This is a genomic window from Leptospira ognonensis, assembly GCF_004770745.1.
Lineage (GTDB): Bacteria > Spirochaetota > Leptospiria > Leptospirales > Leptospiraceae > Leptospira_A > Leptospira_A ognonensis.
This window is the reverse complement of sequence record NZ_RQGD01000034.1, coordinates 355445-369656: the sequence shown is the minus strand read 5'-3', so window position 1 is coordinate 369656 and position 14212 is coordinate 355445. Positions and strand designations below refer to the sequence as shown.

Annotated in this window: 14 protein-coding genes; 10 read left to right on the top strand and 4 right to left on the bottom strand. The window is 38.5% G+C overall.

From position 1 onward, the window contains the following. The first annotated feature begins 10 nt into the window (after window positions 1-10). The 5 genes from EHQ58_RS12200 to EHQ58_RS12180 are packed head-to-tail and all read left to right on the top strand — an operon-like array spanning window position 11 to window position 5013. Window positions 11-751 carry an ABC transporter ATP-binding protein gene (locus EHQ58_RS12200; protein ID WP_135624155.1) on the top strand — a complete coding sequence of 247 codons (741 nt, stop codon included), beginning with the start codon at window positions 11-13 and terminating at the stop codon, window positions 749-751. Then, on the top strand, window positions 748-1839 hold the full coding sequence (locus tag EHQ58_RS12195) for an ABC transporter permease (RefSeq protein WP_135624154.1): 1092 nt from the start codon (window positions 748-750) through the stop codon (window positions 1837-1839). Before EHQ58_RS12200 ends, EHQ58_RS12195 begins: the two co-directional genes overlap by 4 nt. Window positions 1840-1844: 5 nt before the next feature. Beyond that, entirely contained in the window at window positions 1845-2753 is a 909-nt protein-coding gene (locus tag EHQ58_RS12190) for a prenyltransferase (RefSeq protein WP_167883620.1), read from the top strand. Continuing rightward, the gene (locus EHQ58_RS12185; protein ID WP_135624152.1) at window positions 2750-3448 is read left to right on the top strand and encodes a lycopene cyclase domain-containing protein; all 699 of its coding nucleotides are present in this window, start codon (window positions 2750-2752) and stop codon (window positions 3446-3448) included. The genes EHQ58_RS12190 and EHQ58_RS12185 overlap by 4 nt, the downstream gene beginning before the upstream one ends. Before the next feature lie 44 nt (window positions 3449-3492). Then, a complete protein-coding gene (locus tag EHQ58_RS12180) occupies window positions 3493-5013 on the top strand; it encodes an SDR family oxidoreductase (protein WP_135624151.1) in 1521 nt (506 codons plus the stop codon). Window positions 5014-5249: 236 nt separating this feature from the next. Here the strand turns inward: EHQ58_RS12180 and EHQ58_RS19030 are convergent, their stop codons facing one another. Continuing rightward, complete coding sequence (locus EHQ58_RS19030) at window positions 5250-5378, bottom strand: hypothetical protein (protein WP_281277115.1); 129 nt, start codon at window positions 5376-5378, stop codon at window positions 5250-5252. Window positions 5379-5582: 204 nt separating this feature from the next. After that, window positions 5583-6155, bottom strand: coding sequence for a TetR/AcrR family transcriptional regulator (locus tag EHQ58_RS12175; RefSeq protein ID WP_167883619.1), 573 nt, complete (start codon window positions 6153-6155; stop codon window positions 5583-5585). Between the two features lie 104 nt (window positions 6156-6259). On the opposite strand from EHQ58_RS12175, the gene EHQ58_RS12170 reads away from it, so the two are divergent. Beyond that, window positions 6260-7402 (top strand): DUF418 domain-containing protein, encoded by a 1143-nt coding sequence (locus tag EHQ58_RS12170; protein ID WP_135624149.1) that lies wholly within the window; start codon window positions 6260-6262, stop codon window positions 7400-7402. A gap of 216 nt (window positions 7403-7618) precedes the next feature. Here EHQ58_RS12170 and EHQ58_RS12165 read toward each other — a convergent pair whose 3' ends face one another. Further along, window positions 7619-8371 (bottom strand): hypothetical protein, encoded by a 753-nt coding sequence (locus tag EHQ58_RS12165; RefSeq protein ID WP_135624148.1) that lies wholly within the window; start codon window positions 8369-8371, stop codon window positions 7619-7621. A 351-nt stretch (window positions 8372-8722) separates the two neighbouring features. On the opposite strand from EHQ58_RS12165, the gene EHQ58_RS12160 reads away from it, so the two are divergent. Further along, window positions 8723-9880, top strand: coding sequence for a diguanylate cyclase (locus tag EHQ58_RS12160; RefSeq protein ID WP_246047345.1), 1158 nt, complete (start codon window positions 8723-8725; stop codon window positions 9878-9880). Between the two features lie 26 nt (window positions 9881-9906). Further along, window positions 9907-11118 (top strand): hypothetical protein, encoded by a 1212-nt coding sequence (locus tag EHQ58_RS12155; RefSeq protein WP_135624147.1) that lies wholly within the window; start codon window positions 9907-9909, stop codon window positions 11116-11118. Here EHQ58_RS12155 and EHQ58_RS12150 read toward each other — a convergent pair. After that, entirely contained in the window at window positions 11088-11597 is a 510-nt protein-coding gene (locus EHQ58_RS12150) for a PaaI family thioesterase (RefSeq protein WP_135624146.1), read from the bottom strand. The two genes, EHQ58_RS12155 and EHQ58_RS12150, sit on opposite strands and share 31 nt — an antisense overlap. A gap of 112 nt (window positions 11598-11709) precedes the next feature. On the opposite strand from EHQ58_RS12150, the gene EHQ58_RS12145 reads away from it, so the two are divergent. Together EHQ58_RS12145 and EHQ58_RS12140 are read left to right on the top strand one after the other, a co-directional pair. Continuing rightward, a complete protein-coding gene (locus tag EHQ58_RS12145) occupies window positions 11710-13410 on the top strand; it encodes an acyl-CoA dehydrogenase family protein (protein WP_135624145.1) in 1701 nt (566 codons plus the stop codon). Window positions 13411-13495: 85 nt separating this feature from the next. Beyond that, on the top strand, window positions 13496-14203 hold the full coding sequence (locus EHQ58_RS12140) for a hypothetical protein (RefSeq protein WP_135624144.1): 708 nt from the start codon (window positions 13496-13498) through the stop codon (window positions 14201-14203). Window positions 14204-14212: the final 9 nt, after the last annotated feature.

Sequence of the window (14212 nt, the reverse complement as noted above, 5' to 3'; positions counted from 1 at the left end):
ACTCATTGTCATGTTAAATATTATTTCATTAGTGGTCGAACAGGATACAACCAGTTTCTTAAGGATAGAGCACGTTTTCAAGAGCTTTCAGAATCGGATAGCCTTAAATGAGATCAACCTAGAAATTTCTTCCATGGCCATTATTGGCCTTTTGGGTCCGAATGGAGCAGGAAAGACGACACTCCTCAAGGTGATTGCTGGTCTACTTCGACCGGATTCTGGTTTCGTTTTTTTGGCTCGTACTCGGATCGGATTCTGCTCTCAGACACCGATCTTTTGGCGGAACTTAACCGTAAAGGAACAGCTATTATTTAATGCAGATTTGTTTGAAGTTCCTCGCTTGGATGCAAACAAAAGAGTCGACTTTCTATTGGAAGAGTTGGGTTTATCGGACCATGCGAGTAAACTCACCGAACAGCTCTCAGGTGGAATGCAGAAACGGGTCAACCTTGCGATCTCCCTCATTCACCGCCCCGAGCTACTCCTCTTAGATGAGCCGACAGCAAATTTAGATTTAGAAAGTAAACATTTTGTTAGAAATCTCCTCTTGAAATTAAACGAAAAAGAAAATCTAACCATCATTTGTTCTTCACATGATCTAGATGAAATTGCTTCTATCTCAAAAGAAGTAATCTTTATGAACGAAGGAAGAATTCTTCTTCGCAATCCGATTTCAGCAAGTAATGATGAGAAATATCTGCAAATCAAATCTCAGTATGAAAAAATTATGTCAATGAAGGTTGAAGTTTGAGAATTTTTTCTATCTTCTCTCGCGGCATGTTACAGGAATTACGTGACCCATTAACGTTAGGACTAACGTTATTCACAACGCCCTTCTTTATTTTTTTCTTCTGGCTTTTATGGGGACAAACTCCTATCATTCATGTAGGCGTATTTTTACCTAAGATACATTCGGAAGCTATAGAATTAACGGCAAAAAATTTCGATGGCATTGATCTAAAGCATTATCAAACAAGGGATGATCTGATCGTTTCTATAGAGAAAAAAGAAGTAGATATCTCTATCCTCGAAAACGAAAGAGGACCTTCATCGAACCCTAAAAAAGTACAGATTGAAATCCAAAATCATAAAGGGAGTGAAAGAAATGACCGTGTGGTATATTTACTTTCAGATTCCATTAAAAACGAGATTCTGGATGCTAACGATACCCAGATCATTGTCAAAAGTAAAATGCAACAAGACCCGAAAAAAAATTCTGAATTTAAAAACTTTGTCCCAGGATTTCTTGTTTTTTCTATCATCATGATCGTATTTTCGACAACTATGATGCTTGCCTTTGAAATAGAATCTAATTTGATTTTTAGATACAAAATATCCAATACTTCAGTTCATGAATATCTGATTGGGTCTGGTAGCATCCAATTTCTAAATGCCGCTGTCTCGATCCTAATATCGATTACACTTACTCATTTTTTGGGATTTGCTTTTTACGGAAACTTTCTACTCGTTTTCCTGACTTGTCTTCTAGGTGCACTCAGCATGATCGGTCTAGGCTTACTGCTTGCGAGCTTTCATAAAAATTCCAGTCAGGCATTTCTCGGATCGAGCTTTGTTATGTTTTTACTTCTACTTTTTTCTGGAATCTTATTTCCAAAACCGAATCTAACCATTAGGCTCGGCGAATCCTTATTTTTTAATTTGTTTGATCTTTTGCCGACATCGATTTTAAAACAGGTAATCGATGGAATACTACTGCAAAAAGAATCGATAATAGAAATTAAAGAAGGATTATTCATGCTCCTTGTTAGCTCTCTGTTTTATTTTACTCTGGGCATTTTATTTTTCAGAAGGGTATTTCAAAAAGGTGGGGAAACATGAGGTTTATGAAGACTTTAAAAGCTTGGCTCCAGGCAGCTAGACTGCCTTCTCAATCCTATATTTTTATTCCACTTTTGCTTGGCCAAGCGATATACTTTAGCATCCATAACACGCTCGACTGGATTTCTTTTTTTATCATACAAACCTTTGGAATTTTTAATCAGTTATATATCGTGTTTGCCAATGATTTTGCTGATCTTGAAGGAGACCGTCTCAATCAAACCTATACGATTTTTTCCGGTGGTTCACGTGTACTCGCCGATGGAAAATTAAAACCAGAACAGATTCGTAACGCGGCAATACTGATGGCCATTTTTTGTTTCTTAATTTCGATAGCACTCAGTATCCGATCTGGAAATCCTTTTATCATTTTACTCTCAATTTTTGCCGTTCTCCTCTTGCAGATGTATTCCTATCCACCTCTGAGATTATCCTATAATGGTGGAGGGGAATTTTTACAAATGTTAGGTGTCGGAATAGTGCTGCCTATTTATGGTTTTCTAGGCCAATCTGGAACTTATGGCGATTTTAAATTTGCACTCCTGCTTCCTCTTCTCGGTATCAACCTTGCCTGCGCTATGGCAACATCTCTTCCCGACAAACCTTCCGATGCCCTCATTGGAAAAAAAACGATGGCTGTGACTTGGGGACTGGGCTTTGCTAAGTGCGCAATCATTTTACTTGAGTTAGCTGTTCTCTTTGGTTTTGCATTCCTTCAGACGGACCTACATTTCCGTATCGATGCCCTCCTTTGGATTTTGCCTTTTCTTATGATTTGTTTTTCCCTTCTCGGAATCAAAGCCTTGCCAGGAGAATTTCTTTTATCCGTATTCGTATTTTTCTCGATTGCGTTTAATTTGAGCATACAAGTGATACTAATCGTGAATTATTTTTTTTATCAATACCCTGCATGAAATTTTCAATTCTTGATTATAATTTCTTAATCCTATCTCTACTCTTTTTGATTCCTGGGTCCATTATCTTTCTCATTCGTAAGGATTTACGATCTGTCATTCGTATTCTCGCATTGTGCTCCATACCATTCGCCTTCACCGAATTCCTATTTTATCCCACGTATTGGGAGCCTAAATTTCTATGGAATCTTATTGATATCCTTGGATTCGGTGTGGAGGACATCATCTTTGTTGTCGGATTGTCTGCCTTTACCTCGACCGGTTATGCCTTCGCTTTCCGAAAAAAATTTGAACCTTATCCAAAGGGAAAATTTTCTTCTGTTGAACTACTCGTTTTGTTTTTTATATTTTGTCTACTTTCGATTTGTCTCTTTGTGACTTTCCAAATCCATTTAATCTTTGGGTCGCCGATACTAATGTCAGGAGTCAGCTTATTTATCTTTTTTAAAAGAAAGGACCTCATTCTTCCGGGACTATTAGGTGCTGGAATCACTTCCATTACTTACGCAATTTTATGTTATGCGATGATTTTGATTTATCCAAACATATTTGAACTAACATGGCACACGGAAAAATTTGTTAATATCATGATCTTTCACTTACCAGTAGAAGAATTATTATACGCTGCTACTTCCGGATGTATCGCAACAGTATTCTATCCATTCGTTTTCTCATCCCGGTATGCTCCTTTTTGATTTGCCAAAGAAGTGCATTGCCTTAGACCAGCAACTAGGAAGATATGGACTTAAATGATTGTATCAAATTTCTAGAAGAGCTGGCAGATGACCCCCTCAGACTCACCCAGCTACCAGAGGCAGACAGACTGGCGCTCATGATAGCGGCAGGTCGCGTCTCAAGACCAGACAGAAATGAAATCAGAAGACGAAACCGAACGATCAAAAAGGACAGAAAGTCCCAAATCGCAGTCGACGAAAAAAAAGCACGTGCACTAACAGGGATTCGCCTAGCAAGAACGGAGACCGTTTTCAAAGCACCTTTACAAATTACAGATCAATCCTCTGGCTGGAATTGGGATCAAGCAGGTGAGTTAAAATCCCCAAGAAACTGTTATATTTGTAAAAAAGAATTCACGAAGTTACATTTCTTCTATGACACTATGTGTAAGGAATGTGCCGAGCTCAATTATGAAAAGCGATTCCAATCGGCCCCACTGCACGGTCAAGTGGCTGTCATCACAGGCTCTCGCTTAAAGATAGGTTACCAAGCAACCCTCATGCTCCTGCGAGCCGGGGCCAAAGTCATTGCCACAACAAGATTTCCGATCGACTCTGCCTTACGATTTTCCAAAGAAGAAGACTATCCACGTTGGAAAGACCAACTCCAAATATTTGGTCTGGATCTTAGACACACACCCAGCGTTGAAATTTTCTGCACCTATTTGGAGCAGAATTTAGATCGTCTTGATATTTTAGTAAATAACGCGGCTCAGACGGTTCGTAGACCTCCAGGTTTTTACAGCCATATGATGGAAAACGAGTCTTTAAAAATCAAGGAACTTCCGACTCATGTGAGATCACTTTTAAAAATTTTTGAGGACTGTAACAAACAGTTAAACTTAGTACCTAGAGAAAACAACTTGGCACAAGAGAATGCACTTCCTGTTAGCTGGACAGGGAAATTGCCAGGTATCGGTATCCGTTCTTCTGCGGCCCTTGCCATGATTCCCTACTCACATGATAATTCTCATGAACTCGAGGCAGTATTTCCCGAAGGCAAACTAGATGCAGATCTACAACAGGTAGACCTTCGTAAAACAAATAGTTGGCGACTTAAACTGGGAGAGATCAATACATCGGAAATGCTTGAGGTTCAGCTTGTCAATGCCATTGCACCCTTTGTGCTTTGCAACCGATTGGTTTCCATTATGCGAAGGGATTTTACTGGCAAAAAACATATCATCAATGTTTCCGCCATGGAAGGGAAATTTCATCGATTCAAAAAAGAAGATAGGCATCCACATACAAATATGGCAAAGGCTGCTCTCAATATGCTCACTCATACTTCGGCTAGTGATTTTGCAAAAGATGGGATTTACATGAATGCGGTCGACACAGGTTGGGTGACAGATGAAGATCCTATTGAACTTCTCCAAAAAAAACAAGAACAGCATGATTTCCAACCGCCACTAGATATCGTAGATGGTGCGGCAAGAGTACTTGATCCACTGTTTGACGGCATCAATACGGGAAAACATTGGTGTGGGAAATTCTTAAAAGACTATTTTCCAATTGATTGGTAGGAAAGTCCCTCTCCCTTTCTCCCACAAATCCTTTCGACTCAACCTCCCTACTTCCCAAAAGTGGTTTCCTTATGTTTTGCCAGCCGTGCTAAAATCATTTACATTCCATTGATTCCAAGGTTTATTTAATACTTTATTCCAATATTGATTTCCTTTAACCAGCTAATGAATTTCCAAATACGCAAGCGACAATCATATTGGTAACGCTGACGACCAATCCTGCACATCTTCAATTTTTACTTTTTCGATTCTTCGAATCTTGATTCCTCATATGTTAATTCAATGTTACGTGTGTACATAACAGTTCCGAGGCGAAATGCATTGATTATGGGTGGAGTCAGTGCAAACCAGATGCTGTCAGCCAAATGAAACTCTCCAGTCGTAGATATTAGCCTGATTACATAAAAACGGATACCTTTTTTGCGCAATCATACGAATTCTACCTAAATGATCGGGATGATAAAATTACATTCCTACGATTCTAGCATTGCCCGCACTTGTCGATCCGCTACTTCCGCCACCAATTGAAGATTCGTGGGAGACAAACGGCATATTTTCTGGAATTTCATTTAAGATTCCAAAGAATCTAAAAACAAATTCATTACCTTTATAAAATTCTTTTTTGATCGCAAAAGGGAATCTCCTTCCAATTCGGAGAGCACCAGCAACGCCTGGTTTAGCATACCAAGGATCATTTGGGAGGCTTCTTTCGTGGGAATTTTTCGAATCGATCCATTACGAATGGCACCTTCCAAGAGAACCGTGATAGATTTTTCTATCGACTCTTCATCTAATTGACTCATTTCTTTTGCGTTAAGAACGCTTGCTAAATCCTTAATCCATATTTGAACAAAGTTTTTATCCTCCGTTAAATCCAAGGTTTCCGACCATCTCTTTCGGAATTCCCTCCAATCCCAATTCTCTAATTCCTGAACAAGCTCGTGATTGTAAACACGGCACATTTCATAAAAAATTTCTTTTTTGCCCGAAAAATGATGGTACAAGGCTCCACGTGTTAGGTTTAAACTTGAATATATATCCTCAATCGATGTGTTGTTGTATCCATTTTTACCAAAGAGTTTTCGCGCTACTTTTAAAATCTGCCTTTTGGTCTCTTCTCCTTGCTCAATTTTTAAACTCATATCCATAGCGTGAATTATTTTCCGTTAAAGTCAAATTATTTTGTTTTTTTTAGTTGCTGACAAAACATACATACTGATGGTATGTATGTTTTGAGGATAAAACGATGAACTCAGAAAACCGTGTCTTGTATTTGGATTTATTGAGAGGATTTGCCATTTTCGGAATATTGATTTCAAATTTGCCCGTAATTGCAGAACCACCTTTTGGTATGAAGATAAATCATACCGATCTTTCTAAGCTTTTTACCTCACTCGGATATTTTTTTGTCACAGGAAAATTTTTTCTGATATTTTCATTCGTTTTTGGTTACGGATTTACCATTCTACTAAATAGCTCGGAAACAAAAGGTTTCGATACGAAGCGCATTTTCTTTCGAAGACTTCTTGGGCTACTGCTCTTAGGAATCTTACATGCATGTTTTTTCTTTAATGGAGATATCCTTATTACCTATTCCCTACTTGGAGTTTTTCTTTATAAAAGTAAGGATGCATCCTTATCGGATATTTTGAAGATGAGTCTATACTCTTGGATCGTTTCCGCTCTATTTTACGGGATCATAGGGCTTTTGATTCATTATGGTTCCAAAGAGGATCCCGCTTTGACAAAAACTCTGACCGATCAATCCATTCAAGGCTATCTGGGCAATTTTACAACAGCCACCTTACAACGATTGAAAGAGATCAAGCTTACCTTTCCATTTATCATTCTGTTCAACTGGCCCTCTGCTTTTTGTTTATTTTTGGTAGGTCTGTGGATGGGAAGACAAAATACCCTCAATGATCCAAATACTTTTTTTCAAAGATTTTCTGGGTATTGGATTTACATTTTTGTATTGGGAGTGATTAGCAATTCTCTATTTGTTTGGGTGAATTTAGAATCAATTAGCTACCTGAGTGACTTTTTTACGGGAGCATCTCTTGCGATTGGCGGAGTCTCTTTTGCCTTGCTGTATTGTTATGGACTATTGAAATTTTCTGAGTCCCAGCACTATTTGTTACGTGGACTAAAATCAGCAATGGCCTCAGTCGGTAGCATGTCTCTTACTAACTATCTGTTACATTCCATTTTGTTAGCTTTCATTTTTAATGGTTGGGGACTTGGTTACTACGCAAAGTTACCGCCCGAAAAATATATGTTTCTCGTCTTTCCAATTTACGGATTCAATTTGATTTTTAGTTCCCTGTGGAAAAAATATTTTTCCATGGGACCCTTCGAGTTTGTTTTGCGAAAGTTTACGTATCGTTGATTCCGTTTGGTTTAAAAAAGGAAGTATAAAAAAACGAGGACACAAAACGCTGTTAGCCCTTTTTAATTTTAAAACCAGGCTAAACTGAAAAGTTGTTTTTTATCTTGCCAGAGCCTCTCCTGGAATTGAGTGAAGCTTTCAAATTTAATGAGCCACAGCAATGCGGTCGTAATAAAACATAAAGAAAATTTGTTCTAGTTTCGAATTCTCAGCCTGTTATCTCACGAGCATTTCTTCAAACCTGCCTAAAAGCGTTGGCTCATTTTCCGAAATTGTTTTTTTGGTGAACGCGATGAGCGAAGGATCGGCATGTTCATAAATCACCTTCATCACAGGAAATAAACCATCTGTTAAGCCGGTGCTAATCACTTCAAAGATGCGTCGCTCTCCATAGGCCTGGAACAGTTCCAATACTCGTTTCTTATTCTGACAGTTGTATGTAATTTGAATGAGATGTTCCGGATTCGAAAGACCGCGGGCCATCTTATCTACAGATTCTATGGGAGTGAAGTCCATTAGAGAACCAATGATAAAAAAATTCTTTCTGGAGATGAGCTCATCCACTGCTTTTTTCATTTGCTCAAAAGGTGTGAGGCTAATCATCTCACTCACTTTTTCCGGCACGAGAAACTCGATGACATCTGCAAAAAATTTAGTCGGGAAGTAGCCTGCGATCGCGATTGCCTCTTTCGCTGTTAAAAAATAGGAAAGATTGGCAGTGATTTGCGGTCCAAGGATGTCCTGAGAGACTTTGGCATTTAAAAAATTTGGCATAAACCGGCTGACTTTGGCAATCGTCACAAAAATCTCGCGTTGTCCGTTTTGCATGCTCAGTAGAATTTGGTTTTTTAAACTACCGATTTCCTCACCTGTCAGTTTATTTAAAAAAGAAAATTCTTCTCCAGAAATGCCGAGCAAATTGCGAAGGGAATGCAGTTCAAAATCTTTTTTTTCTGTCTCATCGTTCATCCTGACAATTTGACCTGATCACAGTTCTGGTAAAGGGAATTTCAAGAAATCCATTATGATTCTTTAACGAAAGAACCCAAACCTATACCTATTTAGCCAGCTGTCCATACTTCTGATTCCCAGGATATCTCGGCAAGCTAGGTACATGCATTCGTACTTTATAATTCTCTCATGCTTTTTACGACTTCCAATCATCGTGCCTTCCCATCTTCTTTGTAGCAAATTATATTACGGACATTCATTCTATGGACACATCATTTATTTACAAGCAAACCGATCTTTACAAAGAAAAGAACATCCCCACAAATGGTCATTGATACCAATTGGTACAAGCGAAATTCGAGGACCAAAATGCTGACGAAAACACCTACAACTTTAAGTAACCAAACCTTAGACCAGAGGATAATGGACATACTTGATGAGGACTCAGCAAATGAAGAATACCTATTCGAAAAGCTGCGCGACTCCGCAACTGTGCTTGATTCAGGATACCATGTATATTCTGCACTCCTCCGTGTTTTTACTTCTATGGATTTTCCCGAGGATGAGGCAGAAACCATCTGGAAAGAAATTATTGAATATAAAAACTCGCTTTCCGACCAACTCAAGAGAGACGTTGGCTTTCGGGTAGCTATGTTAGACTACTTCATTAACGTTAACAAGAAACTTTCGAATCCAAAGCTGATTGAGATACGTCTCTTCGCAGAAACAGAAAAGCTAGTTCTTGTAGATGAACTCACTAGACTTTATAACCGCCGTCATTTTCAGAATTCCTTACAGCGTGAATTCAAACAAGCAAAGAGATATAATTTACCTTTGTCTTTGCTTATCATTGATATTGACAATTTTAAAAAAATAAACGATACCTACGGACACCCAAAGGGCGACCAAATTCTTGTGAGTGTGGCCACAACAATTGCTACGAATATGAGATTAGAAGATACAGCTTGTCGAATTGGCGGCGAAGAATTTGCTGTCATACTACCACAAACTAACGAACCGAGTGCGATGATTGCTGCTCAAAAGCTTCTTGAAAACATTCGACAAATTGAATTTGAAAATGAAAAGGTAACTGTGAGCGGTGGCATCGTATCTTATCCGGATAAGGCAAATTCCGTAGAACAACTTTTTGATTTCGCAGACAGAGCCCTCTACTTTGCGAAATACTCCGGCAAAAATAGAGTCATTGCTTACTCACCTGATAAAAGAGGTAGTTTACGTTTCGAGGCCAATTTCGAATTGGCTTGCAAGCTGACTGACAAATCTTTCAAAACCATCTCGAAAAATATATCCGTTACGGGATTGGCATTTGAAACGACTGAACATATTAACTTAAATGATTTTATGGACGTAAGATTAGAAGATCATTTGACCGGCCACCTGATTGAAGCCAAAATAAAAATCGTCAGAAAAGAAATTACTACAAATAATACCTTCCACATTGGGGCTGAGTTCATTGAACTTGGCCATCATGGCAAAGAAATCCTTAGAACATTATCAACGAGATAAGAATCCTAATTTTCTTTCTCTAAATTATGTTTCGATATACCATCTTATTTTTTTGCGTCCTCGTATCTACAGGCCTTTCTGCCATTTCCATTGAAGAAGAATTAAAAAATAAATGCCAATTCGAAGATGACCAGCCGCTTCCGAAGGACAAGTACTCTCGTCTTATTCATAAAATGGAATTCGAAAAGGCTCGGGATTTCTGTGATACCCAACCAAAAGATAAAAAAAACTGTAAGGCATCCGCTAGGTTCTGGTTAGGTGCCAGAGAATTTGCGAACAGAGAAGATGAAACAGCCGAAACATATTTTTTAGAGGGATTAGAATTTAAGAGCGCGAACGGCAAGGTAGTCGACTGGATCCACAACAAAGGAAATCATACAGGCTGGGGCAATCCAGAAGACATGTTGCGATACGTCCAAAAATCAAAAACTCTGGATAGTAAAGAACCAAAATACATTCAGACTCTTACATATGTAATTGTAGCGAATACCGAGACAGAAAAACTCCAAAAGAGGATGGATCCTTGTTTAGCTTTGCACGGTCTGCTCTCATTAAAAGTTTTGAAAAGATATATCGAATTATTTAGCGAGAATCAACTAACAATTGAGATTAAAATGATAAACGTAACTCAAACGGCAACTCGTCTAAACGAGAGAAATTATATTATGCTTAGCGGACTCGCGCCATGGGACGAAAATCTCTCCTTACAGATGAATCAAATTGCTACCGAAAGCGATCTAGTTTTTATTGCTTTTCCCAGATTTGGTGGAAATGCCAATGCAAATTATGGATCCTTCCCGATCGTACCAAAATTTGCAAACTCACCTTTTCGAACATATATTAAGATGCCGTCCGAATGGTTAACAATGATAAACTTTCCCCAAATTTTTCATGAATATATGCATACTGTTGAGTTTCACATGAATCGAAATGGTGATAAAAAGTTTCATGCCACTTCTCATGGTAGCGATGGAAAACGAGTTGAAGAAATCACTGGTCTACCGACTAGTTCCACTGGAGAAACTGATTGGGCCGAACATCTGTTTGCAAATCGAATCAGGGAACTTGCGATTAGCCTAGAATTATCGAAACAAAAAAATGGATGGGAACAAATATTTGGCATCCATTTACAAAACAAAAATTTATACAGCGAAACGCAAATCAAAGAATTATATAAAAAATATAAGGGAATGCCTTCAACAGAGGGTCATTTGCCGAACACCGAAGATTCGAATTGATTCAGAAAAACTTCTGGAAACAATTTTTTTTTCTTCATTTGCTCGGCCGAAAACATTACCACACTTCCTCTTGCTTTCGCACAAAGTTCTTTTTCGCTATCATAAATAGCCGCATCAACTAACAGTTCTCGTTCTGATACGACTTCTGAAATCGATCCAATTGCGTATAACGGTTTATCTACGAATATAGGCCTCAGATATTCAATCGTAAGAGATTTGGTGAGTATAAAAGACTGCCTTAGATAGATGACAGTCCATGCAAGAGTCTCATCCAAAATCGTCGCAGTAATGCCACCATGAACGATTTGACTCCATCCGGCAAAACGACTCGGCACTAAAATTTCAGAAAATACGGACGAATCATCTGTAAAAAAATTCATGCGCAATCCTGTCGCGTGATCTTGGCCACAGGCGAAACAGGTTCCATTTTCTTGGTTTGGAACTTTTTTATACTGCTGAAGTGTTTCAAATTGGATCATAAATTTTATACCTAACTTTGTCTCTAGTCATTTGAATCTAACAACATTAATTTGAAATTCAATTTTGTAAAAATGATCGCAAATCTTAGGACTATTGCAAATCATTCCCTACATGCACCTTTTAAATCCAAACCATCCCGACTATTCCCACTTGGATGAAAAAACAAAAAATATTCTAACATCCACAATCGCATTTTTTGAATCCAAGGGCAAAAAGAAACTTAAGGCAGACGACCATGCCTATGTATGGTATGAAGATTTTGTTACCCACTTAAAAAATGAAAAAGTATTTTCTTCACTGCTAGCTCCTCCAGCTTACGGTCATGAGGGGAGTCGCTTTGATAACTTTCGTAATTGTTATTTTAATGAGATTTTAGGCTTCTATGGACTCTCCTATTGGTACGTATGGCAGGTGAGTATACTCGGCCTTGGTCCTATTTGGAATTCGAAAAATACAAAAGTAAAAGAAGAAACCAAAAACGACCTACTTGCAGGAGGCGTTTTTGGTTTCGGTTTGTCTGAAAAAGAACATGGAGCAGATTTAATTTCCTCTGATATGAAGTTGATTCCTCAGGAGGACGGATCTTATCTCGCACGCGGTTCCAAATACTATATTGGAAATGGAAATGTGGGTAAACGAATTTCAGTATTTGGAAAAAATGCTAAAACTGGTAAGTTTGTTTTTTTTGCAGTTAGAACAGACCATCCAAAGTACAAACTCATACAGAATGTTGTCCAATCACAAAAGTATGTCGCAGAGTTTCAGTTAGAGGACTATCCCATTACAGAGGATGAGATTCTAAGTAAGGACCGAGACGCATGGGATGCGGCACTTGCCACGGTTGCTTATGCTAAATACAATTTGGGATGGGCGTCCATTGGAATTGCCACGCATGCCTTCCACGAAGCTCTAAACCATGCTGCCAATAGAAAATTATTCAATGAATCCGTTGCAAACTTTCCACATATCAAGCGATTGTTTATTGATGCCTACGTCAGACTGATCGCTATGAAATCTTTTGCTTTCCGAGCCTGTGATTATATGCGGGCAGGGTCTACCGAAGATCGCCGTTATCTACTTTTTAATCCCATGGTTAAAATGAAAGTAACGATGCAGGCGGAAGAAGTAATCAATCATCTATGGGATGTGATCGCGGCGCGTGGTTTTGAAAAGGATATGTACTTTGAAATGGCAACCCGCGACATACGCATGTTACCGAAACTTGAAGGAACCGTGCATATCAATATGATGCTCGTAAACCAGTTTCTAAATGCCTATCTTTTTGAAAAGAAACCCGCTTCAAAGGTTCCACACATCACGGAACCTAAAAGTGATGATTTTCTATTTGCTCAAGGAGCTACGACTAAGGCGACAAGGAATGTAGCACTCGGTGACTACGAAGAAGTTTACAGTAAGTTCAATACTCCGAACCTTGATATTTTCAAATCACAAATTAAATTGTTTGTGGATCTCATTAAAGAGCTTGAGCTATCAAAAGAAGACACCACGGATATAGATCTTATGTTATCGATTGGTGAGCTTCTTACTCTAATCATTTATGGTCAATTAATTTTAGAATATGCTGAATTTGACAAAACAGACAATGACACCTTGGATATGATCTTTCATGTTTTTATACGTGATTTTTCGCGCTTTGCAACCGATCTTGCAGGTAAGGAAAAGATTTCCGAAACAAAATCAAAATTCTGTTTGAAGTTAATAAAAAAAGCCCATTACGACCAAAGCCAGATAGATTCTTTTTATCAAAAATCGGTGTTATCCCTAAAAGATTCTTACCGAATGAAAGAATAGACATGGGATCTGTTATGTGATCATTTTGGATTTTCTAGATTTTTTTGATTCCATTTAAAAGTTAATAAATTAAACTCGGATGCGTATGTACCGAGTTTTTTTATTGGCCCTTGTTTTTGTTTCTTTTCAGAGCCAAATGAGTGGAGAAAGGGTTCTCTCCCGCGAAAAGAGCTTCATTGCGCCTTCGGTAGTTGTGAGAAAGGAAGTGAAAAAGGAAGAGGCACCTCCTCGTAAAATCCCCATAGCTGCATCCAGAATCATTGCGTTAGACGTAAATGAAAGCCATACGAGCCATACCATCATTGCGCGCTCAAGTGACACTGTGCTCCTCAATTCCTTTGATTTAAAATTTTCACAAAATTCCTTTTATTCTCTTAACGGCGGTCCCTTCCTTTCGACAATGGGTGCGATCCATTTACCAAAACCTGGCTCTTACCAATTGACGTATTATTCGGTAGATTTTTTTGGAAATCGTGACTCTGGCAAAACACGCATACTGGTCATAGATGATTCGCCACCAAAAATCGAATTTCGTTTCAATCCACCTAGATTTATAAATGAGGATGCCGAATCATGCGCTCAAGGATCCTTCCTCACGATTTTGGCGAGTGACTCCCTCTCAGGAATACGATCTATTTTCTGGAAACCGAGTGCAGAAGAAATCTGGAAAAGATATGATCAACCGATCCTTATTTCAAAAAAAGAAAACCAAATTTTCTCTATACAAGCATATGCGGAAGATTTGGCGGGCAATGTTACCACAGTTGAAACAATTAGTTGTTATGTTATCTGAAATACGGAG

Excerpts from the sequence above, each read along its gene's own strand:
- EHQ58_RS12200 (WP_135624155.1), top strand. The coding sequence starts at position 11 with ATGTTAAATATTATTTCATTAGTGGTCGAACAGGATACAACCAGTTTC.
- EHQ58_RS12190 (WP_167883620.1), top strand. The coding sequence starts at position 1,845 with ATGAAGACTTTAAAAGCTTGGCTCCAGGCAGCTAGACTGCCTTCTCAA.
- EHQ58_RS12185 (WP_135624152.1), top strand. The coding sequence starts at position 2,750 with ATGAAATTTTCAATTCTTGATTATAATTTCTTAATCCTATCTCTACTC.
- EHQ58_RS12180 (WP_135624151.1), top strand. The coding sequence starts at position 3,493 with ATGGACTTAAATGATTGTATCAAATTTCTAGAAGAGCTGGCAGATGAC.
- EHQ58_RS12175 (WP_167883619.1), bottom strand. The coding sequence starts at position 6,155 with ATGAGTTTAAAAATTGAGCAAGGAGAAGAGACCAAAAGGCAGATTTTA.
- EHQ58_RS12170 (WP_135624149.1), top strand. The coding sequence starts at position 6,260 with ATGAACTCAGAAAACCGTGTCTTGTATTTGGATTTATTGAGAGGATTT.
- EHQ58_RS12165 (WP_135624148.1), bottom strand. The coding sequence starts at position 8,371 with ATGAACGATGAGACAGAAAAAAAAGATTTTGAACTGCATTCCCTTCGC.
- EHQ58_RS12160 (WP_246047345.1), top strand. The coding sequence starts at position 8,723 with ATGCTGACGAAAACACCTACAACTTTAAGTAACCAAACCTTAGACCAG.
- EHQ58_RS12155 (WP_135624147.1), top strand. The coding sequence starts at position 9,907 with ATGTTTCGATATACCATCTTATTTTTTTGCGTCCTCGTATCTACAGGC.
- EHQ58_RS12150 (WP_135624146.1), bottom strand. The coding sequence starts at position 11,597 with ATGATCCAATTTGAAACACTTCAGCAGTATAAAAAAGTTCCAAACCAA.
- EHQ58_RS12145 (WP_135624145.1), top strand. The coding sequence starts at position 11,710 with ATGCACCTTTTAAATCCAAACCATCCCGACTATTCCCACTTGGATGAA.
- EHQ58_RS12140 (WP_135624144.1), top strand. The coding sequence starts at position 13,496 with ATGTACCGAGTTTTTTTATTGGCCCTTGTTTTTGTTTCTTTTCAGAGC.